Below are 22,580 nucleotides of genomic sequence, written 5' to 3'. Positions count from 1 at the left end.
GATCACGGCGGGACGGTCAGAAGGTGGGCTGGGGGTCCAGGCCGGGGACCTCCTCGGCGAGCCAGATCGGTTGCCAGGCCGTCATCTCGTGGAAGCGGCGCAGCTCGGACAGACCGGCCACCGACCCGGACCAGGCAGCGTACGGCGGGTTGCTCTCGTCGAAGCCGCTCTGCACGAAGGTCAGCGTGGTGCGGCCGCCGGATTCGGCCAGCTCCCAGTTGGTGACGCCGGTGGGTCCCCAGTCGACGGACATCCGCCGGCCGGGCTCCAGGTCGACGATCTTGGCGGCGTACCCGTGCTCGAAGCCGCCCATGGCGTACCGGCCGCCGACCCACGGCTCGATCCCGATGGGGTAGCCGAACCAGGCGCTGGCCTGCTCGGAGTCGGTCAGCGACTCCCACACCTTGTCGGCGGGGGCGGCGATGACCAGCTCGCCGCGCAGGTCGGCGGAGGTGAAGTCGGTACGCGGCAGCAGCGGCCTGCCCTCCAGGTGGGCGGCCAGGTTGGCGACGGACAGCGCCCAGTAGGTCTGGAGCACGCCCCGGATGCTGGCGCCGCTCATCGCCTCGGCGAAGTCGAAGTGGCTCTGGGTCAGCGTGAGCACCGTGGCGTCGGGGCCGTCGGCGGCGAACTGGAAGCCGGTGGTGGTCTCGACCCCGTCGAGCAGCCAGCCGAAGCGCAGCGACTCGTCGTCGGCGTGCAGGAGCCGCTGGTGCGGGGCGTCACCCTCGGGCGTGTAGCGGCCCCAGAACTCGTACCGCTCGGGCAGCTCGACCTCGGCGTGCTCGGCCAGCCAGACGCGCAGCTCGGCCGGGTCGGTCAGGGCCTGGCGGACGCGCGCCACGGGCGCGGCGAGGCGGGCCTGCACCTTCAACGGTTCACTCATTGTCGTTCCCTTTCGGATAGCAGGCGACGGCCAGCTTGAAGGCATCGCCCTCGCTGCCGCCGTAGCGGGTGAACAGGTCCTGAAGTGCGGTTTGCAGGTCGTGCAGGAACTCCTGGCGCTGCTCGGCGGGCACCCGGATCTCGCCGGAGACGCCGATCGAGGGCAGCTCGGGCGCCGCCCGGTCCAGGGCGGCGATGTCGGCCTGGACCTCCTCCATCAGGTCGAGCAGGTAGCCCAGGCTCAGCTCGTCGCGGGCGCGGCGTAGCCCGATGCGGCCGACCAGCCGCGGCGACAGCCAGTAGGACCGGGCGGCGGCCTGGTAGATGCCCTCGGTGATGCCCCGGACCTTGCGCTCGTTGACCAGCTCGACCAGGCCGGCCGCGACGAGCTGCTTGACGTGGTAGTAGACGCGCTGTGGCGTCTGGTCGAGTCGGGCCGCGACCTCGGTGCAGGTGCGCGGTTCGGCCAGTTGCCGCAGCACCTCCACGCGCTGCGGCTTGAGCAGGACCTCGGCCTGCTCGATCTGCTCCAGGTACAGGACGTCTCTCATGGCAAAATCAGTTTGTACGTACAAAACTTGTTTGTCAATCGCTTCGCGAGAAGCCGCGCCGACTTTCCTCGACGCGGCTTCAGGCGGCAGTCAGCCTCAGCTGACGCTCAGCAGATGATCAGGGCAACCAGTCGGGTCGCAGCGGGTAGCCGTTCACACCGTCCGGGCCGTTGTGGGTGGCCAGCACCTGGTGCAGTTGGATGCCGTTGCGCTCGAACGCCATCCGCGAACCCGCCATGTAGAGGCCCCACACCCGAGCGGTCCCCGCGCCCACCTCGGAAACGCAGAAGTCCCAGTGCTCCACCAGGTTGCGGCACCAGGCGGCGAGGGTCAGCGCGTAATGCTGGCGCAGGTTCTCCTCGTGGTGCACCTCCAACCCGGCATCGTGCACCTCGCTGATCAGCCGACCCGGACCGGCCAGCTCACCGTCCGGGAAGACGTACCTGTCGATGAACGCGCCCGAGCGGTGCGGCGCCCGGTTGTCGGCCCGCGTGATGGTGTGGTTGAGCAGCCGCCCACCCGTACGCAGCCGCGCCCGCAGCGCCCCGAAGTACGACGGGTAGTTGCGCACCCCGATGTGCTCGGTCAGCCCGATCGAGGAGATGGCGTCGAACTGCTCCGCCGGCGCGTCCCGGTAGTCGAGGTGTCGCACCTCGGCCAACTCGGTCAGCCCCTCCCGCTCGATCGCGGCCTGCGCCCACTGCGCCTGCGCCTTCGACAGGGTCACCCCGAGCGCCTTGACCCCGTACTCGCGCGCGGCGTGCCGGACCATGCCGCCCCACCCGCAGCCCACGTCGAGGAGCCGCATGCCCTTCTTCAGCGCCAACTTGCCGGCGACCAGGTCGTACTTCGCCGCCTGGGCCTGCTCCAGGGTGTCGGTCGGGGAACGGAAAACCGCGCAGGTGTACGTCATGGACGGGCCGAGCACCTTCTCGTAGAAGGCGTTCGAGACGTCGTAGTGGTGCGAGATAGCCGTGCTGTCCCGGACCCGGGAGTGCCGCAGCCCGTTCATCACCCGCTTCCAGCGCGGCTGCGCCTCCTGCGGTGGGGCCGGCGGCGGCAGCAGCCGCTCCCAACCCAGCCCCCGCACCAACGCGACACCGTCGGCCACCGACGGCGGGCGCAACCGCAGTTCGTCCTTGAGCACCCGCAGCGCCTCGTACGGGTCACCCGGATGCACCCCCTGCAACGCCAGATCGCCGCTGACGTACGCGCGGGCCATGCCCAGGTCGCCGGGGGCGGTGAGCAGGTACGACAATCCCCGCTCGGAACGGATCGCCAGGGTGATGCCGGCATCGGCCGGGCCGACGGCGCTGCCGTCGTACCCGGTGATGCGGATCGGCAACGGCCCGGCGGTGACCGCGCGGACGACATCCGCGACGGTCGGACCGGTGCGCCGGCCCCCCGCCGGCGGGGTGGCGGGGACGCTCGCCGCCCCCTGATCTCGGTCGGTCAGGCTCATGCTCGTGCTACCGCCTTTTCGTACAGTCCCGTCAGCCGGTGGTCCGGGTCGTAGCGGTCTTTCACCGCGCGCCAGGTCTCGCCCCCGTAGAGGCGATCGAAGGCGTCCCGGTCGTAGTACGCGTCGGAGTAGAGCGACTTGTGCCCACCCAGCTCCGACACCCTGCGTTCGATCGTGCGGTTGACGTCGCCGTCGGCGGCGCCGGGCGCGATCGGCACGCTCCCCCAGAACCCAATGTTGACGTAGTCCTGCCCCGCGTGGAGCGGATACAGCGGCCACGACCGCGCGGAACCGGGACCCTCCGGCTCGCGCAACCGCAACGGACAGAGCCACACCGGGGTCATCCCCACGTTGGCCGCGAACCAGCGCAGGAAGTCTGCCGTACGGTCCAGCGGAATCTCCACGTCCTGCACGACCCGCTCCCGGGCCGGCTGGCCGCGCAGCCGGTCGATCCGGGCCGCCACCTGGTGCCGGTGTTCGAGGCGGACCAGTCGGTGGTAGACGTCGCTGCGCCGGTAGCGCGCCGGCCAGAGCCTGCGCACGACCGGATGCTGCGCGCCGAACGCCGCCGAGCACCAGAACCAGTCGGTGTCCCAGCGCCACAGATAGTCGTACGCGGTCAGCACGTCGCGGGTGCGCCGACGCAGCGACCGGTAGTAGATCGCCTGGCCGGTGTAGTCGCTGGGCGGGTCGGCGGTGTCGGTGAAGGTCCCCAGCACCAGGTACGCCTCACCGGGGCTGAACATCACGCCGTCCAGCACGTCGACCGGCTCGCCGGCCCAGGACCGGGTGGCGCTCACCTCGGCGATCGCGTCGGTGAGCGCCTCCAGTTGGGTGAACCGGATGTTGCGCAGCGCCACGTACCGGCCGATCGGCTGCAACTCGATGCGCAGTCTCGTCGCGTAGCCGAGGCTGCCCAGCGAGTTGGGGAACGCGCGGAACAGGTCCGCGTGCTCCCCCTCCGGGCGGGCGGTGACGATCGCGCCGGAGCCGGTCAGGATGTCCATCTCGCGCACCGACTCGTGGGGCAGGCCGTTGCGGAAGGACGTCGACTCGATCCCGAGGCCGGTCACCGCACCGCCCAGGGTGATGGTGCGCAGTTGCGGCACCACCAGCGGCATCAGCCCGTGCGGCAGGGTGGCGTCGACCAGGTCCTCGTACGTGCACATGCCCTGCACGTCGGCCGTACGCCCGGCCGGGTCGACGGAGAGCACCCCGTTCAGGCCACTGACGTCGAGGCCCGGGGCACGGGGAGCGGATCGGGGACGGAACAGGTTGGAGGTGCGTTTGGCCAGCCGGACAGGCTCGCCCGTGGGCACCGCGGCGTACGACCGCCGCAACGTGTCCACCGCTTGATCATGGTCAATGGGGTGATCCACACGCTCAGCGCGCATGTGATCACCTTACGCCTGCACCCGGGAAATCGTGGGATGTCCTCGCCAGCCGTTTCCCGTCCGCCAGCAGGTCCGGCGGCTACCGTGGCGGGCATGCCGTCGCCCGCGATCGCCGCCCTGGACGCCGCCGGACTGCCGTACCGGTTGGTCAGCCACGGCGCGGTCGGCAGCCTCGCGGAGGCCGCCGCCGCCCGTGGTGTGGCCATCCCGGACGTGGTCAAGACGATCGTCGTCCGCCGTGGCGCGGACGACCACCTGTTCGTTCTCACTCCCGGTGACCGGGTCATCTCCTGGCCCAAGCTGCGCGCCCTGCTCGGTGTGCAGCGGATCTCCATGCCGGACGCGGCGGGCGCGCTGGCCGTCACCGGGTACGAGCGCGGCACCATCACCCCGTTCGGCGCGAGCACGGCATGGCCGGTGATCGCCGACGAGCGACTGCGGGGCCGGCAGATCACCCTGGGCGCGGGCGAGCGGGGTCTCGCCGTCGCGGTCGACGCCGACGCGACGATCGCCGCCCTCGACGCCACTGTGGCCGACGTCACCGATCCGCAGCCCGCCCGTTGAGCACCGCCGCCGTCGTCCGGCTGGCTCCGACGCGCCGCTCTGGGTGAGGATGGCGGCTATGCCCGCGCCCGAGGAACGCCCCGACCCCGTCGGCACCGTCTACGGTGGCCGACGCCGCGCCGGCTCGGGGCAGTTGGCCGACCCGCTGCTGCGGGTGGCGTTGGCGGTCGGGCTGGTGGGCGTACTCCTCGGTGTGCTCTTCGCCACCGGTCTGCTCGACGGCGACGACGAGCCGGTGGCGCCGGCGGCCGTCGGCACCCCGTCCGGCGCGGCCGAGCCGACCACCCCGGCGGCCGAGCCGAGTCCGACGCCCTCGGTCGAGCCGTCCCCGACCCCGTCGGTCACCCCGGCGATTCCCACCAGCGGCTCGCACGTACTGCGGTCGCCCTCCGGGCTCTGCCTCGGGCTCGACGGCGACGACGAGAAGGCCGAGGCCGAGCTGGCCGCCTGCACCGGCGGCCCGGAGCAGCAGTGGGTGGTCAACCCGATCGGGACGGGCGCGGTGACGCTGACCAACGCCGCCCACGGGCAGTGCCTCGACGTCGAGGGCGGCAGCGGTGACGACGGCGCGCGGTTGCAGCAGTTCCCGTGCCATGGTCAGGCCAACCAGCAGTGGCGGCTGACCCCGACCGGCGCCGGCCCCGCGCTGCTGGTCGCGGTGCACAGCGGCAAGTGCGCGCAGTCCGACGACGACGGCGCCGAGGCCGGGGACGACATCCGGCAGCGGCCCTGCGACGGTCGGCCCGCCCAGCAGTGGACGGTGGGCTGACTCAGCCGCGGAAGCTCCACGCCCGGGGCGCGGTCGCGGCGACGAGGACGGCCTCCGGCACCGGCCGGCCCGGCCGTCGACGCAGCAGCAACGACAGCCCGGCCGCGCCGATCGACAACGCGCCCGCCACGTACCAGGCGACCGCGTAGTCGCCGAGCCGGTCCCGGACCAGCCCCGCGCCCGTGGCCGCGAGCGCCGCCCCGAACTGGTGGGCGGCGAACACCCAACCGAACACCACCGCGCCCGCCCCGCCGAAGTACTCCCGGCACAACGCCACAGTCGGCGGCACCGTGGCCACCCAGTCCAGACCGTAGAAGACGATGAACACCAGCATGCTCGGCTCGGCGGTGCCCGCGAACAGGCTGGGCAGCACCAGCAGCGACAGCCCGCGCAGCGCGTAGTAGGCGCCGAGCAGCAGCCGACTGTCCACCCGGTCGGTGAGCCAGCCGGACGCGATCGTGCCGACGATGTCGAACAGCCCCACCAGCGCGAGCAGCCCCGCCGCCGTGGTCTCGGCCATGCCGTGGTCGTGCGCGGCCGGCACGAAGTGCGTACCGACCAGGCCGTTCGTGGTCGCGCCGCAGATCGCGAACCCGCCGGCCAGCAGCCAGAACGGCCGGGTCCGGGCCGCGGCGGCCAGCGCGCCCAGCGCCCGGGTCGCCGCGCCGCCGGTCGGCGGCGGCGCCGGAACGACCTCGGTCGCGCCGTAGGCGGGCAGGTCGAGATCCGCCGGGTGCTCGCGCAGCAGCCACACCACCAGGGGTACGACCGCCAGCGCGGCGCCGGCCACGACGAGTGCCGCCGTACGCCAGCCGTGGTCGCGTACCAGCACGGCGATCAGCGGCAGGAAGACCAGTTGCCCGGCGGCCCCGCCCGCGGTCAGCACCCCGGTGACGAGGCCACGGCGGCGGACGAACCAGCGCCCGGTGATGGTCGCCACGAAGGCGAGCGCCATCGAGCCGGTACCCAGGCCGACGAGGACGCCCCAGCACAGCAGCAGTTGCCAACTCGCGGTCATGAGCACCGTCAGGCCACTGCCGGCGGCGACCAGCAGCAGCGCCACCGAGACGACCCGGCGGATGCCGAACCGGTCCATCAGCGCGGCGGCGAACGGCGCGGTGAGCCCGTAGAGGAGCAGGTTGACCGAGACGGCCGCCGAGATCGTGGCGAGCGGCCAGCCGAACTCCGCGTGCAGCGGGTGCAGCAGCACCGACGGGGTGGCGCGGAAACCGGCCGCGCCGACGAGCGCCACGAAGGCGACGCCGGCCACGAGCCAGGCGGGGTGCAGACGGCGGTTTCTGGTCACGGGACAAGTCTGAGCTGGGCTCGTCGACTCGACGAGTGGCCGGAAAGCCATCGTGCGCAATAATCGGGCCATGAGCAGTGGCCCGCACCGGATCGCCGTCCTCGCCCTCGACCAGGTCGTCGGCCTCGACCTCGGCACCCCGTCCCAGGTCTTCAGCACCGCCCGGGGGGCCGACGACGCGTACCGCTACGACGTGCGGGTGTGCACCCCGGGCGGCAGGCCGGTCCGCAGCACCGCCGGCTTCCAGGTGCTCCCGGACCACGGATTGGAGCTGCTCGACACGGCCGACACCGTGATCGTCCCCGGCATCCACGACGGCGCGGCGCTCACCTCGGGCACCATCGAGCCGGAGGTGGCCGAGGCTCTGCGGTCGGCGTACGAGCGGGGCGCGCGGATCATGTCGATCTGCACCGGGGCGTTCGTGCTGGCCGCGGCCGGCCTGCTCGACGGACGCCGGGCGACGACCCACTGGGCGTACGCCGAGCGGTTCCGCCGCCTGCACGGGCGGGTGGACCTCGACCCGGACGTGCTCTTCATCGTCGACGACCGGGTGTTGACCTCGGCCGGAGTGGCCGCCGGCATCGACCTCTGCCTGCACGTCATCCGCCTCGACCACGGCAGCGAGATCGCCAACCGTGAGGCCCGACGCTGCGTGATGCCGCCGTGGCGCGACGGCGGGCAGGCGCAGTACATCGAACGGCCGGTGCCCCGGGCCACCGATGCGAGCACCGCCGCCGCCCGCGAGTGGGCCCAGCAACGGCTGCACGAGCCGATCGCCCTGCGCGACCTCGCCGAGCAGGCCCGGATGAGCGTCCGCACCTTCACCCGACGTTTCCGGCTGGAGACGGGACTGAGCCCGGCGCAGTGGCTGCTGCGGCAGCGCACCGACCACGCCCGACTGCTGCTGGAGACGACCGACCTCACCGTCGACCAGATCGCCCGGCGCTGCGGCTTCGGCACGACGGCGACCCTGCGCCAACAACTCCACCAACGCATAGGCGTGGCCCCGTCGACGTACCGCCGCACCTTCCACCCCCGCGAAGAGCTGCTGAAGTCCTGACCCCCCGCGATCTTGCTGAAGTCCTGACCCCCGCGATCTTGCACTTACTGTCGTCGAGATGCCCTTTATGCTCGCCTTTGTCGGCGCAGAAAGTGCAAGATCGGCGCGGTCCGGGGTGGGGTCGGCTCAGGTCCGGAGCATGTGGAGCTGGGCCTGGTGTTTGGGGAGGTGCACCCTCGCGTGCAGGTCCAGCGTGCGGGACCAGGGCAGCGGCTCGTCGACGATCAGGTCGAACCCCTCGCGCAGATGGGTCTCCACCGGGGCCTCGGCCGCCAGACCGAGCTGGTCGACCAGCCCGCACAACCGATCGCTGGTGCCGTGCAGCAGCGCCGACAGCCCGCGCAGACCACCGTGCTCGGCGGCCAACGCGTCGAGCTGCGGACGGTGGATGTCCTCCTCCAGCTCGTAGTAGGCGAACGGCGACCCGGCCAGCAACGCCTCGCTGGCCTGGATCATCAGCTCGTCGTTGGCGACCAGATGCGCCACGATCTGCTCGGCGCTCAACTGCCCCCGAGGGGCAGGCCCGAACGACGCCCCGTCAATCTCTCTGAACACCCCGTCATAGGCCCGCCGCAGCCCGCCATTTCCCGCCACACCCCCACCCCACCCGCCCCATCCCGTCGATCATGGCCTTGTGGTGCCCGGTTCACCCGGACGAGCGGCATTTGCCACCCACCACAATTCCATGATCGACGGGGTAGGGCAGGCGAGCGTGGTCAGCGGCGGGACTGGCGGGACCGGAGGTAGTCCGACACCACGTACTCGCCCAGGTCGTCCGTGTCGGGGGTGAACATGCGGCCACGGCTGCGCCGCGCCACCGCGTCGACGAAGCGCCGCAGGCCGTCATCGTCGCCGAGCATGAACAGGTTGAGCGTGGCGCCGTAGCGGCTCAGCCGGTCCACCTCCCGGACCGTCGCCTCGATCGTCTCCGGCAGCGGCGGCCAGTGGAACAGGGCCTCCCCGTCGTCCGGGTCCAGGTGGGCGGTCGGCTCCCCGTCGGTGACCACCAGGACGATCGGCTCGGCGTCCGGATGGCGGCGCAGGTGCCGGGCGGCCAACCGCAGCGCGTGCTGGAGGTTGGTGCCCTGCTCCAGATCCGGCTCCACGGCCGCCAACTCCTGCTGGGTGAGCGTCATCGCCTCCCGACCGAAGCCCACGATCTGCAGGGCGTCCTGCGGGAAACGCGTCTCCATGAGGTGCGCCAGCGCCAGCGCCGTCTGCTTCATCGGCCCCCAACGACCCTGCGAGATCATCGAGTACGACAGGTCGACGCAGAGCACCACCGCCGCCGAGGCCCGCTTCTCGGTCTCCACCACCTCGAAGTCCTCGACGGCGAGCTGCACCGGGACCGTGGGCCCGGCCCGGCGTACCGCCCGGGTGAGCGTGCGGACCACGTCCAACGGCTGCTCGTCGCCGTACTCCCAGGGGCGGGACGCGCCGCTAACCTCGCCGGCCGCGCCCGCCGAACGCAGGTCGTGCTGGCCGCGCGGCCCGGCCGTCAGGTCGGCGAAAACCCGCCGCAGCGCGGTGCCACCGAGCCGGCGTAGCGCCTTCGGACTCAGCGTGAGCCCGTCCGCGTCCCGGCCCACCCAGCCCTGCCGGCGCAGCTCCCGTTCCAGCTCACGCAGCCGGCGGACGTCGTCGGCCGCGTCCCGGCCCAGCGTCCGGGCCACCGCGTCGACGTCCACGTCGTCAAGCGTGGCCCCGGGGTGCTCCTGGTCGAGTTGGTCCAGCAGGTCGTCCAGCTCACCGATCTCACCGAGCGCCCCGGCCGCGTCCGCGTAGTCGAGGGGCTGATCGCCCCGGACCCGCTCACCGCGTCCCCAGCGCAGGTCCGGCCGCAGCGCCCGCAGGTTCGCGTCGAGCGCCGACAGCTCACCGGCGAGCCGGTCGCCGAGCGACTGCTGCATCAGACCGGCCAGCTCGGCGCGCTGCCGCTCGGACAGCGAGTTCATCAGCCGCTCACCGGCCGCCGACCGACGGGCCAGCACGTCGATCAGCTCGTCGACCGTCTCCGGCTTCTCCGGGAAGAAGTCGCCGTGTCGACGCATGAACTCGGCGAACGCGTCGGTGGTGTCCTCCGCACGGCCGTGCCGGGCCAGCAGGTCGTTCAGGTCGCGCATCATCTCGGCGAGCCGCTGCTGCGCGGCCGGATCGGCGGACGCGCGGACCGCGTCGCGCAGCCCCGCGAACCGCTGACCGAGTACGTCGTCCCGGAGCTGGTCGAGGATCTGCTGGTACGAGCGGCGGGCGTCCTCGCTGGCCCACTGGTAGCCGGACAGCTCCTGGACCGCCCGGGCCGTCGAGCGGGGCAGATTGTCCAGCACCGCCTCGGCGAACCGGGCGCTGTCGTCGTCGCGCCCCCGCAGCTCATCACGTTCGGCCGCGAGAGCCTGGTCGAGCAGGGCCTGTGCACGGGTCACCGCGCCGTCGAGGTCACCGCGCCGAAGCGCCTCGCGGCGCAGTCGTCGCGCCCGGGCGGCCAGGTCGTCCAACCCGCCCCGCCCCTGCGGGCCACGGCGCAGCAGGTCGCGCAGCGCCTGCCGCAGGCTGCCGCCGGCCAGCACCTCGGCGCCGACCGCGTCCACCGCCTCGCGCACGTCGTACGGGGGTGCCAGCGGGTCGGGCCCGCCGTTCCACTGGCCGTACCGGAACCGGTTGCCGGCCATGGTCAGCCCCGGCCGCCGTAGACGGTGCGCCCGGACTCCGTGACGTCCTTGCCGAGCCGGCGGGTCAGGTGCAGCCCTTCCAGCACGAACTCGACGGCCGCGGCGGCCTCCTCCGGGGTGGGCGCGTCGCCCAGGCCGAGCCGGTCGAGCACCTTGGCGAGGCCGGGCACGGTGCCCACCTGCCGCAGCAGCTCGGCGGAACCGACCAGCTCGCCGGTCTCGATCGCTGTTCCGTCCTCGACGAGGGCGGTGAACCCGGAGAGGTCGAGGCCGGCCAGGTGGGCGCGGAACGTCTCGGCGGTGGCGGTCCGCAGCAGGTGGGCCAGGATTTCGATCTCCCGTCCCTCCTCGCCGCTCTCGAACTCCACCTTGCCGCGCAGGGTGCTGGTCACCGATACCGCGTCACCGACCCGGGCCACCGCGGCCTCCGGTCGGCCGTCCGCGTCATCGGAGGCGGCGAGCAGGCCGGCACGCCGCAGCGCGGCGCCGGCGACCGTCTCGGCGGCGGCGATCGCGAACCGGGCGGAGACTCCGGAGCGCGGGTCCACCGACGGGGATTCCCGTACGGCGCGGGCGAAGCGGGCCAGCACCTCCAGCACGTGCTCCGGTACGGCGGCGACCAGGTCCGCCTCCTGGCGGATCAGCGCCAGCTCCAACTCCAGGTCGACCGGGTAGTGGGTACGGATCTCCGCGCCGAACCGGTCCTTGAGCGGGGTGATGATGCGGCCCCGGTTGGTGTAGTCCTCCGGGTTGGCGCTGGCCACCAGGAGCAGGTCCAGCGGCAGCCGGAGCTGGTAGCCGCGGACCTGGATGTCCCGCTCCTCCAACACGTTGAGCAGCGCCACCTGGATGCGTTCGGCCAGGTCGGGCAGCTCGTTGACGGCGAAGATGCCCCGGTTGGTACGCGGCACCAGCCCGAAGTGGATGGTCTCCGGGTCACCGAGGGTGCGGCCCTGGGCGATCCGGATCGGGTCGACGTCACCGATCAGGTCGCCGACGCTGGTGTCCGGGGTGGCGAGCTTCTCGCCGTAGCGCATCGAGCGGTGCAGCCAGCCGATCGGCAGGTCGTCGCCGGCCTCCGCGACCTGGGCGACCGAGGCGGGGGTGAGCGGATGCATCGGGTGTTCGTTGAGGACCGAGCCCGCGATGACGGGGGTCCACTCGTCGAGCAGCGAGCCCAGGGCGCGGATCAGTCGGGTCTTGCCCTGGCCGCGCTCGCCGAGCAGCACCATGTCGTGCCCGGCGAGCAGCGCACGCTCGACCTCGGGCAGGACGGTGTCGTCGTAGCCGACGATGCCGGGGAAACGGGTCTCGCCGGAGCGCATCCGGGCGAGGAGGTTGTCACGGAGTTCCTGCTTGACGGTGCGGTACTGGTGACCGGCCGCCCGCAGCGCGCCGAGCGTGCCGGGCAGGTCGGCCGGTGGAACCGGGATTACCGGGGTAGGCGCAGTCACCCGAGTAACGCTAGCTCACATTTTCGGGGGCGCCTCCGGCTTCGGGTGGCACCCCCACGGCCACCCTCAGCCCCGGCCGCAGCGCCGGCAGGCGCCCCGGCGGCGCAGGTGGTACGCGTACGTGGCCGCGCCGAGCGCCACGCCCCACACCGGCCAGAGCAGCATCGGCGCCCCGGTGAGGCTGGTCCCGCCGGTGAGCTCCCAGAACTGGGGGTTGCTGAGCAGGCCGAGGCTCGCCGCGGTGACGGAGATGGCGACCAGGGTGGCCGGCACCACGGCCAGCTTCACCGGCACCCGTCGACCGGCGAGCCCGACCATCCAGCCGGGGAACCGCTCACCCCAGCGCTGCACCAGCCCGAGGGTGAGGATCGCGCCGGCGGTGGCGAACGCGGCCAGCCCGAACCCCGCCCAGACCAGCCCGCTGTCCTGCATCTCGGTCAGGAACTCCCGGGAGATGCCGAGCGGGATGCCCGCCGCCCAGGCGAAGCGGATGGCCGCGTACGTCAGCGGGATGACCGCCGCGATGCCGGCGGCCCACCGACCCCAGCGCGCGGCGGCGGCCGGGGTGGTCCAGCCACGGTCGGTGTCGTCCCGCCCGCAGGAGACGCAGCTTCCGGTGGCACGGCGTTGCCAGGCGAGCACCGCCCCGGCCAGCAGCAGCCCGCCGAGCAGCGCGGCGAAGCGGCCGAACAGGGCCCAGTTGAAGATGTCGGAGTAGTCGACCGGCGGCCAGCCGAACGGCGCGCCGACGATCAGGATCGGCAGGTAGCCGAGGATGACCAGCACGCGGACGTCCGGCACGACCACGGCGAGCACGAACGCGACCGCCCAGCCGTAGCCGGCGAGCAGCGCCCGCAGCGGGCCCGGTGGGCGGACCGCCGGGCGGCTCATGGCCAGGGCGGCCACGGCGGCGGTCAGCAGGACGCCGGCGAAGAGCGGGGTGGCCACCTCCACCGGCACCAGGCGCAGCAGGCTCACGTCGCCGCCGTGGGGGTCGTTCGGGCCGAACGGGTAGCCGGCGCCGGTGAGGGTGCCGAGCAGGGCGAGTACGCCCCACAGGCCGAGCCAGCCGGCCGCGAGCGGGGCGAGCCGGTCGGGCCAGCGGGAGTCGGTACGGGCTCGAAGTTCATTGATCGTCGTCATGCCTACAGCCTCGACCGATCCGCGGCCGATCCCCTCCCGGGCGGCGGTGAACCCGCTCCCCCGGCCGGGGGATCAGCCGGACGGGGTGACGAAACCGGACTCGTACGCGGCGATGACGGCCTGGGTACGGTCGCGGACGCCCAGCTTGGCCAGCACGTTGCCGACGTGCGTCTTGACCGTCTCCACCCCGACGACCAGGTGCGCGGCGATCTCCGGGTTGGACCGGCCGGTCGCCATCAGCCGCAGCACCTCGGCCTCCCGCTCGGTGAGGCGCGCGGCGCGCAGGCGGTCCCCACCCGTCGGCCCGTACGCCCCGACGAGCTGGCGGATCGCGGCCGGGAACAGCAGCGACTCCCCGGCGGCGACGACCCGGACCGCCTCGACCACCTCCGCCGGGCGGGCCCGTTTGAGCAGGAAGCCGGACGCGCCGGCGCGCAGCGCCTCGTAGACGTACTCGTCGTTGGCGAACGTGGTGACCACCAGCACCCGGGGCGGGTCGGCGGAGGTGGCCAGCAGGTGCCGGGTGGCCTGGATGCCGTCGATGCCGGGCATCCGCACGTCCATCAGCACCACGTCCGGGCGGTGCCGGGCGACCAGGGGCGGCACCTCCGCGCCGTCGGCGGCCTCGGCGAGCACCCGCAGGTCGGGTTGCGCGTCGATGATGGCCCGCAGGCCGACCCGGATCAGCTCGTCGTCGTCGACGATCAGCACACCGGTGGTCATCGCACGTCCTCGTACGGCAGGCGGGCCCGGACGAGCCACCGGTCGCCGTCCGGGCCGACGCTGAGCCGGCCGCCGAGCAGCAGGACCCGTTCCCGGATGCCGTCCAGGCCCCGTCCGCCCCGCCCTGGTGCGCGCGAGGAGTGGGCCGGTTTTGCGAGCCCCGCAGTCGCGGACGAAGGGTGGCTCAGATCGGCGCGGCGCGGGTGGGCCAAGCCGTTTTCCATCTCCAACTCCAGGGCGTCCGGGTGCAGGTCCAGCCGCAGCGTCACCGGTCCGTGGCCGTGGCGGGCGGCGTTGGTCAGTCCCTCCTGGACGATGCGGTATCCCTCCCGGGAGACCACGGCGGGCACCGCCGTGGGGTCGCCGACGCGGCGGTCGTACACCGTCAGGCCGGCCGCGCGAGCATCGGTGACCAGCCGGTCCAGGTCGGCGAGCGTACGCTGCGGCGCCACCGACGGCCGGTCGCCGCCGGTCTCGCGGAGCAGCCCCAGCACGTGGTCCAACTCGTCCATCGCGGTCCGGCCGGCGTCCTCGATGGCGGTCAGCGCGCGCCGGACGAACTCCGGATCGGTGTCGAGCACCTCGCGGGCCGCCCCCGCCTGCAGGGTCGCCACGGTCAACGCGTGACCGACGGAGTCGTGCAGCTCCCGGGCCAGCCGGTTGCGCTCGGCGAGCCGGGTGGCGCGCGCCTCCAGGGCGGCGATCCGCTCGGCCTGGGCGGGGCCGAGCAGCACCGGGGCCATCGAGACGGCGAGCGCGCCGAGCCCGGCCACGGCGTAGCCGAGGCCGACCAGCAGGGCGATCCCGGCAAGCGTGAGCCAGCCGCTGTCCCGACCGTCAAGCGGCCCGAACTGTTCCCGGCTGGTCAGCTCGTCGCCCACACCGAACTGCTGGGCGATGAACGCCAGCGCCATCGGCAGGGCGCTGAACAGCGCGGTCATCACCAGCGCCCCGACGATGAGGTGCGTGGCGATCCAGAGCGCGCTGCGCAGGCGGCTCTCCCGGTCGCCCCGGTGTCCCGGCGCGGGGTCGGGCAGGTCGACGCCGAGCAGCGCCCGTACGGCGGCGATCTCCAACGCCCGGCTGCCGTCCAGCAGCAGCGGCACCACGGCGATCAGCGCCGCGACCACCAGCAGGACGTACACCAGCGGGCGGGGGATCTCCGAGTCGGTGAGCATCTGGGCGAAGGTCACCGCGAGGACCCCGTACGGCAGGGCCAGCACACCGCCCAGCAGCAGGAATACGCCGCGTCGCCAGGTGCTGCCGGCGACCAGCGGGGCGAGCGCCGCACGGAGGGTCATCCGGTCATTCTGCTGCCGAAGCCCCGGCGCGCGACTCCCCCGCAGCGGGGAGATCTCAGCGGTGGTCGGCCACGTACCCCTGCGGGTCCTTGTCGCGGAACGGCAGGTCGCGCCCGTTCTTGTGCTCGCCGTAGAAGGTCAGCCAACGCTGGCCCAGCTCGGCGCGCAGTTCGAAGCTGGCGTGCCGGCGGAAGTCGGGCAGCGCCTCGTCCTCCTCCTCGGCCAGGTGCTCGCTGTTCTCCCGGCGAGCCGTACCGACGGCCTCCCACCAGGGCTTCGAGCCGACGGGGTGCAGTTTGGACTCGGCGATGGCGTCCCGGATCTTGTTGTGGTCGCCGATGGCGTCTTCGGTCTCGTCCTCGCCGTCGTCACCGTGCTTGACCAGGTGCGGGTAGAGGATCGCCTCCTCCGCCTCGGCGTGGATGTCGAGGTGCAGGGCGAGGGCGTCCCAGATGGCCAGCAGTTCCTGCTCGTCGCGGGCGTCGTCGAGGCGGGCGAAGCCGCGCCGGAAGGCGGCGTGGTCGTCCAGGATCAGTGCGGTGATGTCGTCCACGTCGCTCACTTTCGCGGTGCTGGGCCGGTCGTCGGGTCGAAACTACCCCGATGTCCGCCTTTCCACGCCCGATCTCGGGCACGCCGGACCGGCGCTAGGCTCATGATCGTGACCTACCTCGCCGCGGAAGACCGCTACGACACCATGACCTACCGGCGCAGCGGACGCAGTGGCCTGCGGCTGCCCGCCGTCTCTCTCGGCCTGTGGCACAACTTCGGCCCGGACCGCCCGTACGAGCGCCAGCGGGACATCGTCCGGCGCGCGTTCGACCTCGGCGTCACCCACTTCGACCTGGCCAACAACTACGGGCCGCCGCCCGGTTCGGCGGAGGAGAACTTCGGCCGGATGCTGGCCACCGACCTGAAGCCGTACCGGGACGAGCTGGTCATCTCCAGCAAGGCCGGCTACCTGATGTGGCCCGGCCCGTACGGCGAGTGGGGCTCCCGCAAGAACCTCATCTCGTCGCTGGACCAGTCGCTGGGCCGGATGGGCCTGGACTACGTCGACATCTTCTACTCGCACCGCTTCGACCCGGACACCCCGCTGGAGGAGACGATGGGCGCGCTGGACGCCATCGTCCGCTCCGGCAAGGCGCTCTACGTGGGCATCTCCAACTACAACTCGGAGCAGACCACGAGGGCCGCGGCGATCCTGCGCGACCTGGGCACGCCGCTGCTGATCAACCAGCCGTCGTACTCGATGCTCAACCGCTGGACCGAGGACGACGGCCTGCTCGACACGCTGGAGCAGGTCGGCGCCGGCTGCATCGCGTACAGCCCCCTCGCCCAGGGTCTGCTGACCGACCGTTACCTCAAGGGCATCCCGGCCGACTCGCGGGTGCGGACCAGCGTCTTCCTGAACGAGAGCGACCTCGGCGACGAGAAGATGGCGACCATCCGGGGGCTCGGCGCGGTCGCCGAGCGGCGCGGTCAGTCCCTGGCCCAGCTCGCGCTGGCGTGGGCGCTGCGCGACTCGCGGATGACCAGCCTCATCATCGGGGCGAGCAGCGTCGAGCAGTTGGAGACCAACGTCGCCGCCGTGCACAACCTCGACCTCGACGCCGAGGACCTGGCCGAGATCGACCGCCTGCTGGGCTGACCGCCGGATCACGGGCGGGCCGGGTCACCAGATCCGGCGCCGCCCGGCCCGGTGGTTGCGCACCTCGCACCGTGGTCCCGTCGGCGCGACCGTGTCGCGCCGCCGCCGACCGACGCCGACCAGCACCGCCACGACCAGCACGACGGCGACGCCGGCCAGGACCGGCCACCGGCCGCCGAGGTCGCGCACCGACGCCACCGGCACGCCCGGGTCGGCCGCCGCCGCCACCGCCGACTCGCCGGCGACCGGCCGGCTCGCGGGGGTACGCGCGGAGGCCTTCGTCGCCGCCGCACGTGTCGGGGTACCGCCCGGGGCCGCGAAGACCACGTCGGAGCACGAGTAGTAGGTGTCCGGGGTGTTGGAGTTCTGCCAGATCGTGTAGATCAGGTGACGGCCGGTACGACCCGTGGGCAGCCGACCGGCCAACTGGTACGCGCCGGCCCGCACGGGCGGGTCGGTACGGGTCAGGAACGGACGCGGCTCCAGATCCGCCCAGGTGAGCCGTTTACGCGGGTCGTAGTCGGGCGTGGTGACGTAGAGCCGGAAGGTGCCCCGGTGCTCGATGGTGGTCCGGTACCGGAAGGTGAACGTCGCGCCGGTGGTCAGCCGGGTGCTCGGCCAGTCGGTCCGGGGCAGGTCCAGCCCCCGGTACGCGGAGAGTCCCCCGCTGCACAGTTCGCCGTCCGGGATCCGTTCCCGGTCCCGACCGTTGATGGCCGCGACGCGTACGTTGTCCCATTCCCGCACCGCCGCACCGGCCTCCACGGCCGCCCGGCAGGCGTCGGTGGAGGCGTACCGGCCCTGCGGCCCGCAGGCCGCCGCCCGGCTGACCGGGTCGGTGGGGGCGCCGTGCGCCCAGCCGGGCACCGCGCCCAGCGGCGCCGCCGCCACGACGACGAGCACCACGACGAGCATCCGACGCACCCTCATGGCTTGACCTCCCGTGCACTGGTACGGACGCGGGAGGCCAAAGGTTCGACGCCCGGGGCCCGGGAATCGCGTGGCGGTCCCCGGCGTTCCGATAACCGGTACCGAATACAGGCCAGACCCCCAGGCCGAGGAGGCAGACATGAAGGTACGTAGCTCGTTGCGTGCGCTCAAGCAGAAGCCCGGTTCGGTGGTGGTCCGTCGTCGCGGCCGGGTGGTCGTGGTGAACCGCGCGAACCCGCAGTGGAAGAGCCGCCAGGGCTGATCAACCCCTTACCGGACATACAGTCGACAACGCCCCGACCGGGATCATCCGGTCGGGGCGTTTCGCGTCTCGGTTCTCGCCGCGCGGTGCGGCCCGGTCGATGGCATCATGCCCCTTGATCAAGCATGTTCATCGATCGAGGGGGCGACGGTGCACGGAGCAGAGAGAACAGCCACCCGACGGCGTACGCGACAGCTCGCCGCCGGTGTGGTCGGAGCGTTGGCCGTACTGGCCGCCGTTCCGGCACCCGCGTGGGCGGCCACGTGGTCGCCGATCCAGGTCGTCTCGGAGCCCGGCTGGAGCGGGCAGGACCAGCCCTTCGTCGCGGTCGACCGGCAGGGTGACTCGCTGCTGGCCTGGTCCGGCTGCGACAGCAACGCGAGCGGTTGCTACGACCAGGTGAAGGCGCAGACCGTGTCGGCGGACGGCGTACTGGGCCCGATCCAGACGCTCTCGCCACTCGGACCGTCCGCGCTCTGGCCGAAGGTCGCGTCCGACGACGACGGCGACTCGGCAGTGGTGTGGATACAGGACGGTCTCGTGGCAGGCCGGCGGGTGTCCGCCACCGGCGAACTGGGTCCGCTCCAGATGATCGCCACGTGGCACGGGGTCAGCCCGGCCGTCGCGGTCGACCCGTCGGGACTGGCGCTGGTCACCTGGACGGAGATCCGCGACGGCGCGTACACGACGAAGGCCCGTTACTTCGGCGCGGACAGCTCCCTCGGTCCGGAGCTGACCCTCGGCGTCGGCGTGGACCAGCCGGTCGTGGGCGTCGACCGCACCGGGACCGCCGTCGTCGCCTGGACGGAGAGCTACGAGCGGGTTGTCGCGCGCCGCGTGCGCCCGGAGGGGGTCGGGCCGCTGCGCGTCATCGCGGGGCGGGCCACCGACGTGCGGTACGCCAGTGTCTCGCTCGCCGTGGACCGGGACGGCGACGCGGTCATCAGCTACCGGTGGTCCAAAGCGGGCGAGCCGCCCCGCCTGCGCGTACGGCACTACAGCCACACCGACACGTTGGGCAGCGTCCTCAGCGTCTCGCCGGCCGCCCACGAACTGAGCCTCTTCGACGAGCTCGCCGGTGACCTGGATGGCGACGCGGTGCTGACCTGGGGCCGTTGGACTCCCGAGGGTAGGCAGGTCTTCGCCCGTTCGATCTCCTCCACCGGCGTGCTCGGCACGGTCACCCGGCTTGGCGACGGCGACTGGCCGAAGATCACCCTGGACGACGACGGCGACGGCCTGGTCACGTGGCAGGCCCCCAGCCCGGACTTCTCCACCAACCAGGTGCACGCCCGGACGATCGGGCAGGACGGCACGTTCGGGGCCGACGAAACCATCGCCCCCGACGGGCGCTACGCGCAGCCGGCGTCCAGCCCGACCGGCCGCTTCTCGGTGATCTGGCAGAAGGCCTCCTACGTGTACGACATCCGGGCGCGCTTCGGTCAGTAGCCCGGCGGTGCGACGCCCGGACCGGTTCGCCGGTCCGGGCGCTACCGGAGCTGTCGGAGCTGACTCTTGTCGGGTTTGCCGCTGGCCGCGAGCGGGACGCGGTCGATGACCGTGACGGTGCGGGGCACCGCGAGGTCGCCCACCTGCACGGCCACGAGCTTGCGCAGCAGGTCCGGGTCGGGCGTCCTCCCGGCCGCCGGCACCACGAACGCGTGCACGGCCTCGCCGGTCATCTCGTCCGGCCGCCCGACGACGTACGCCTCGGCGATCGCGGCGTCGGAGGCGAGCGTGCGCTCCACCACTCCGGCGTGGACCAGCTGCGCGTTCACGATGATCACGTCCCGGGTGCGTCCGAGCAGCCGCAGGTAACCGTCGGCATCGAGCTCACCCAGGTCACGGGTCCGCACCCAGCCGTCCACGAACACCTCGGCCGACTCGTCCGGGTCCTGCCAGTACGACGATGCCTGCGCGGGGGTGCGGACGTAGATCTCGCCGTCGCGAAGGGAGACCTCGACGGCCGGACGGCCGACGGTGGCGAGCGTGGCGGGGTCGGTCAGCATCTCGGCGGGGGTCACCATCGCGATCATCGACGTCTCGGTCTGGCCGTAGCCGTGGAAGAGCACCGGACCCAGCACGTCGAGCGCCTCCGCCAGTCGGCCCGGCTGAAGTGGCGACCCGGAGACCATCAGCGCCCGCAGGTGACGCAGGTCCACCGGGTGGGAGCGCTGGTCCCGGATCAGCTGGTGCAGCTTGCCGACCGTGGTCACGCTGGCCGTGGCCCGATGCTCGACCAGGGCGTCCGGGAAGACCGGCCGGGGGGCCACGACGAGGGTGCCGCCCGCCACGAGGGCGAGGATGCCGTACTCCAGCATCACCTGGCTGGCCAGCGATCCGAAGACCAGGTAGCGCTGCAACCGGCTGGCCAGTTCGGCGATGGCCGGGGGCCACCGGTCCGGGTGGGTGACCCAGGACGCGGACATGGCCGCGTAGGTCTGCACCACACCCTTCGGTGTTCCCGTGCTGCCACTGGTCCAGATGATCCGGGCGGGATCCTCGGCCCGTCCCGCCGCGACGAGTGGCAGCCCGTTGTCGGGCTGCTCGGTGAACGAGGCCAGCCGGGTCGGGTCGACCAGGAGGGAGCCGGACAGTTGTGCCGGGCTCAGGTCGGCCCGCCACCCGGACACCCGCGCTCCCACAGCGAAGGCGGCAACCGTGGCGGCGAAGGCGGCGGCGTCGACCGGCAGGTCGAGCGTGACACCCACTCCGGGCCCCGCGCCGGACGAGCGCAGCCCGGCCGCGATGCGCCGGACCAGACCCGCCATCTCCGCTGCGGTCGTGACGACCGTCCCCTCCTCGAAGACCGGCCGCTCCCCGCCGGTCGTGAGGAGGTCGAGGACGGGCTGCGGCCAGAGGTCAGCGGACATCGGCGAGGACACCCTTGACGAACACCTCGAGGGGCTGCTGGTGCACGGTCGGCAGGTTCCAGGTGTTCTCCAGGTTCTCCGCCAGGTGGTGCTCGGCGACGACCTGCCCGTCGCGCAGCACCCGCACGACAGGGTGGAGATAGCTGGCGTCGTGCGCGGCGTTCGCGTCGTTCTCGGCCGGACGCGGCACGGTGATGTCGAACGGGTCGACCTGGTCGTGGTCGGGGCCGTACTCCAGGGTCACCAGGAACGCGAACACGTCCGGTTCCGCCTCCCGCAGGTAGGCGACCGGCACCTCCTCGCGGTAGCGGGCGACCTCGTCGTGGACGGTGATGACGTCGCCGAGCACCGCGAACTGCTGCCACAGCGCCGAGGTCACGTTGATCCGGGCGATGATCGAGGCGGCGATCGCCTCCGGCGTCAGGGCGATGGGGCGGGACGGCCAGGGCTCACCGTGGTGCCGCTCGCGGAGGATGTGGTGCAGCGCGCGGGTGGCGTAGCGGAAGCCGTGGATGAAGCCGTTCGTGGACTTCTTGAAGTCACGCTGCTGGCTGAGGGTGCCGGCGAAGTAGAGGCCGGGAACGTTCACCGACTCGAAGGCCGGGGTCTGCGCCGGGAACCGATCGTTGATGACCAGCTCCGGCCGGGCCGACTCGGCGAACACAGACGCGTCGAAGCGGAACCCGGTGCAGAGGATGATCCGGTCGTACTCGAGTTCGCGCAGATTCTCGACCGTCCGGGCGTACCGGAAGAGCACCCGGAAACCGCCGCCCTCCCGCTGACTGATTCGCTCCACCGTGCCGTCCAGGACCGCGTTCTGCGACTTCAACTGATAGGTGTCCAGGAAGTTGTTGTTCACCGCACGCAGGTGCCCGACGTAATGGGTCTGCCAGGCCAGCTTGATGGAGTGCGGCCCGGCGACGTGAATCGTCGCGGCGGTCTCGATCAGCGCGTCGGCGGTCTCGAAGGCCGAGTTGCCCTTACCGACGATCAACACCCGCTGGTTGACGAAATCGGCGGGATCGACGCTCACGCTGTCGTAACGCTCGGCCAGCTCCGCGCCCTCGATCGGCGGCACATGGAGCTGGGAGACGCCGGTGGCGACGACGACCCTCCGGGCGTTGAAGGTCTGGTCGCCGGCCTGCACCGTGAACACGTCACCGGTCTTCGACACCGAGGTCACCCGGGTGTCGTAACGGACGCGCAGACCCCGCGCGAAATCGGCGAGATAACGTACGAGATCGTCCGCGGCGGGGAAGTAGCGCGTGCTGTAGTTCTTGAAGAGCAGCGCCGGATCGTCGGACAGCAGCGAGTTCCAGTCCGACCGTAGGTTGAACTCCGGGTCCTCCGAGCCGGTCCACACCTTGTTGATCGAGATCAACTGTCGGTGTCGGGGATAGGTCTCGAAGAACATGCCCGGCCGGGGGCCGCCCTCCAGCACCACATAGTCGTGACCGTCGCGTTCCAGCAGGGCCGCGAGCTGCAAGCCCGCCGGTCCGGCTCCGATGATCAGGCAATCGTGCGTCATGCGGCGAAATGTACTGAGGCGATTTCAGAGCGCTCTGAGAAACTGTTTCTAGCAT

21 protein-coding genes are annotated in these 22,580 nt (G+C 72.3%); 6 read left to right on the top strand and 15 right to left on the bottom strand.

Annotation, left to right across the window (positions count from 1 at the left end):
* Window positions 1-16: 16 nt before the first annotated feature.
* The 4 genes from ACTFTM_RS06375 to ACTFTM_RS06360 form a co-directional block, all read right to left on the bottom strand.
* On the bottom strand, window positions 17-886 hold the full coding sequence (locus tag ACTFTM_RS06375) for an SRPBCC domain-containing protein (RefSeq protein ID WP_449564915.1): 870 nt from the start codon (window positions 884-886) through the stop codon (window positions 17-19).
* On the bottom strand, window positions 879-1,436 hold the full coding sequence (locus ACTFTM_RS06370; protein WP_355051970.1) for a helix-turn-helix domain-containing protein: 558 nt from the start codon (window positions 1,434-1,436) through the stop codon (window positions 879-881). The genes ACTFTM_RS06375 and ACTFTM_RS06370 overlap by 8 nt, the downstream gene beginning before the upstream one ends.
* A 118-nt stretch (window positions 1,437-1,554) precedes the next feature.
* Window positions 1,555-2,898, bottom strand: coding sequence for a class I SAM-dependent methyltransferase (locus tag ACTFTM_RS06365; protein WP_449564914.1), 1,344 nt, complete (start codon window positions 2,896-2,898; stop codon window positions 1,555-1,557).
* A complete protein-coding gene (locus tag ACTFTM_RS06360) occupies window positions 2,895-4,292 on the bottom strand; it encodes an FAD-binding oxidoreductase (protein WP_449564913.1) in 1,398 nt (465 codons plus the stop codon). The genes ACTFTM_RS06365 and ACTFTM_RS06360 overlap by 4 nt, the downstream gene beginning before the upstream one ends.
* A gap of 93 nt (window positions 4,293-4,385) precedes the next feature.
* Here ACTFTM_RS06360 and ACTFTM_RS06355 point away from each other — a divergent pair, with 93 nt between their 5' ends.
* Both ACTFTM_RS06355 and ACTFTM_RS06350 read left to right on the top strand, forming a co-directional pair.
* Window positions 4,386-4,856 (top strand): aminoacyl-tRNA deacylase, encoded by a 471-nt coding sequence (locus ACTFTM_RS06355; RefSeq protein ID WP_449564912.1) that lies wholly within the window; start codon window positions 4,386-4,388, stop codon window positions 4,854-4,856.
* 58 nt (window positions 4,857-4,914) lie between these two features.
* Window positions 4,915-5,625 carry an RICIN domain-containing protein gene (locus ACTFTM_RS06350; protein ID WP_449564911.1) on the top strand — a complete coding sequence of 237 codons (711 nt, stop codon included), beginning with the start codon at window positions 4,915-4,917 and terminating at the stop codon, window positions 5,623-5,625.
* Window position 5,626: 1 nt separating this feature from the next.
* On the opposite strand, the gene ACTFTM_RS06345 is transcribed toward ACTFTM_RS06350, so the two are convergent.
* Window positions 5,627-6,931: an MFS transporter gene (locus ACTFTM_RS06345; protein ID WP_449564910.1), complete on the bottom strand. Its 1,305-nt coding sequence runs from the start codon at window positions 6,929-6,931 to the stop codon at window positions 5,627-5,629.
* Window positions 6,932-7,001: 70 nt separating this feature from the next.
* Here ACTFTM_RS06345 and ACTFTM_RS06340 point away from each other — a divergent pair, with 70 nt between their 5' ends.
* A complete protein-coding gene (locus ACTFTM_RS06340; RefSeq protein ID WP_449564909.1) occupies window positions 7,002-7,991 on the top strand; it encodes a GlxA family transcriptional regulator in 990 nt (329 codons plus the stop codon).
* Between the two features lie 126 nt (window positions 7,992-8,117).
* Here the strand turns inward: ACTFTM_RS06340 and ACTFTM_RS06335 are convergent, their stop codons facing one another.
* The 7 genes from ACTFTM_RS06335 to ACTFTM_RS06305 form a co-directional block, all read right to left on the bottom strand.
* Window positions 8,118-8,585, bottom strand: a complete 468-nt coding sequence (locus tag ACTFTM_RS06335) for a hypothetical protein (protein ID WP_449564908.1) — start codon at window positions 8,583-8,585, stop codon at window positions 8,118-8,120.
* Window positions 8,586-8,707: 122 nt separating this feature from the next.
* Window positions 8,708-10,660, bottom strand: a complete 1,953-nt coding sequence (locus ACTFTM_RS06330) for a vWA domain-containing protein (RefSeq protein ID WP_449564907.1) — start codon at window positions 10,658-10,660, stop codon at window positions 8,708-8,710.
* 2 nt (window positions 10,661-10,662) lie between these two features.
* A complete protein-coding gene (locus ACTFTM_RS06325; protein ID WP_449564906.1) occupies window positions 10,663-12,114 on the bottom strand; it encodes a magnesium chelatase in 1,452 nt (483 codons plus the stop codon).
* Window positions 12,115-12,180: 66 nt separating this feature from the next.
* Complete coding sequence (locus ACTFTM_RS06320; RefSeq protein WP_449564905.1) at window positions 12,181-13,257, bottom strand: hypothetical protein; 1,077 nt, start codon at window positions 13,255-13,257, stop codon at window positions 12,181-12,183.
* A gap of 72 nt (window positions 13,258-13,329) precedes the next feature.
* Window positions 13,330-13,980, bottom strand: coding sequence for a response regulator transcription factor (locus ACTFTM_RS06315; RefSeq protein WP_449564904.1), 651 nt, complete (start codon window positions 13,978-13,980; stop codon window positions 13,330-13,332).
* Window positions 13,977-15,281 (bottom strand): histidine kinase, encoded by a 1,305-nt coding sequence (locus ACTFTM_RS06310; protein ID WP_449564903.1) that lies wholly within the window; start codon window positions 15,279-15,281, stop codon window positions 13,977-13,979. The genes ACTFTM_RS06315 and ACTFTM_RS06310 overlap by 4 nt, the downstream gene beginning before the upstream one ends.
* Window positions 15,282-15,336: 55 nt before the next feature.
* Window positions 15,337-15,843, bottom strand: a complete 507-nt coding sequence (locus tag ACTFTM_RS06305) for a hemerythrin domain-containing protein (RefSeq protein WP_449564902.1) — start codon at window positions 15,841-15,843, stop codon at window positions 15,337-15,339.
* 93 nt (window positions 15,844-15,936) lie between these two features.
* Here ACTFTM_RS06305 and mgrA point away from each other — a divergent pair, with 93 nt between their 5' ends.
* On the top strand, window positions 15,937-16,932 hold the full coding sequence (mgrA, locus tag ACTFTM_RS06300) for an L-glyceraldehyde 3-phosphate reductase (protein ID WP_449564901.1): 996 nt from the start codon (window positions 15,937-15,939) through the stop codon (window positions 16,930-16,932).
* 24 nt (window positions 16,933-16,956) lie between these two features.
* Here mgrA and ACTFTM_RS06295 read toward each other — a convergent pair whose 3' ends face one another.
* A complete protein-coding gene (locus ACTFTM_RS06295; RefSeq protein ID WP_449564900.1) occupies window positions 16,957-17,862 on the bottom strand; it encodes a lytic polysaccharide monooxygenase auxiliary activity family 9 protein in 906 nt (301 codons plus the stop codon).
* Window positions 17,863-18,001: 139 nt separating this feature from the next.
* Between ACTFTM_RS06295 and ACTFTM_RS06290 the strand changes: the two genes are divergently transcribed.
* Together ACTFTM_RS06290 and ACTFTM_RS06285 are read left to right on the top strand one after the other, a co-directional pair.
* Entirely contained in the window at window positions 18,002-18,124 is a 123-nt protein-coding gene (locus ACTFTM_RS06290; protein ID WP_030490864.1) for a 50S ribosomal protein L36, read from the top strand.
* A gap of 150 nt (window positions 18,125-18,274) precedes the next feature.
* A complete protein-coding gene (locus tag ACTFTM_RS06285) occupies window positions 18,275-19,573 on the top strand; it encodes a hypothetical protein (protein WP_449564898.1) in 1,299 nt (432 codons plus the stop codon).
* A 41-nt stretch (window positions 19,574-19,614) separates the two neighbouring features.
* Here the strand turns inward: ACTFTM_RS06285 and ACTFTM_RS06280 are convergent, their stop codons facing one another.
* Both ACTFTM_RS06280 and ACTFTM_RS06275 read right to left on the bottom strand, forming a co-directional pair.
* Entirely contained in the window at window positions 19,615-20,997 is a 1,383-nt protein-coding gene (locus ACTFTM_RS06280) for a class I adenylate-forming enzyme family protein (protein ID WP_449564897.1), read from the bottom strand.
* Complete coding sequence (locus tag ACTFTM_RS06275) at window positions 20,987-22,525, bottom strand: NAD(P)-binding domain-containing protein (protein ID WP_449564896.1); 1,539 nt, start codon at window positions 22,523-22,525, stop codon at window positions 20,987-20,989. Before ACTFTM_RS06275 ends, ACTFTM_RS06280 begins: the two co-directional genes overlap by 11 nt.
* Between the last annotated feature and the right edge of the window lie 55 nt (window positions 22,526-22,580).

This window comes from Micromonospora sp. RB23 (genome assembly GCF_053585025.1).
Note: the sequence above shows the minus strand (reverse complement) of the source record. Positions and strands in the feature narration are given on the sequence as shown.